This window comes from Campylobacter sp. CNRCH_2007_0968H (assembly GCF_025773245.1).
Lineage (GTDB): Bacteria > Campylobacterota > Campylobacteria > Campylobacterales > Campylobacteraceae > Campylobacter_D > Campylobacter_D lari_D.
The window spans coordinates 1-602 of the sequence record NZ_JAKMTQ010000057.1; the positions used below are offsets into that span (position 1 = coordinate 1).

The 602-nt window shown below is 25.6% G+C and carries 2 pseudogenes; both read left to right on the forward strand.

Features of this window, described 5'->3' with window-relative positions:
- Positions 1–300, forward strand: a pseudogene (locus L8Y18_RS08620) (hypothetical protein); the annotation flags it as partial.
- Between the two features lie 53 nt (positions 301–353).
- Positions 354–602, forward strand: a pseudogene (locus L8Y18_RS08625) (hypothetical protein); the annotation flags it as partial.

Genomic DNA, 602 nt, shown 5'->3' on the forward strand with positions numbered 1-602 from the left:
TATAATGGCATGGTAAATGCCTATGGTTATGATATTCCAAATGATCGGAGTGAAGAAAGTGCACAATTAAGAATAGATTCTATGATTTTAACTGCCAAACTAGCAGCCCTAACTCCACCTCAAGGCTATCCTAATGCACCTTATTATTTTACCCCTGAAAATCTAGAATGGTATTATAAAAGACATAAACTTGATAAACTCCTTGATCCAAGAATTCCTGCCATATATAGATATAATTTTCCACAAGAACTTCGAGCTAAAATACTAGCTTATGCTAAAGAGCATAATATAAAAGAGTAATTTAATCAAAACAAAAAAATATTTAAAGTAAAATTAAAATAAAAGGATAAACAATGCAAAAAATACTTCAAATTGATTTAGAAAAAAGAAAAGCTTTAGAGAATTTAAAAAATTTAAGCTTATTGGGTTTTGGTGGGGTTATGTTATTTAATCTAAATAAAGATGATTTGATTAAAGATAATGATATTTTTTCTATGCATAATATGAATCATTTTTTACAACTTAGTTTAGATCAATTTTACATACCTAATGCTTTTTTAAATATTTTAGAATTTTTGCATATTAAAAAACATATTGATATA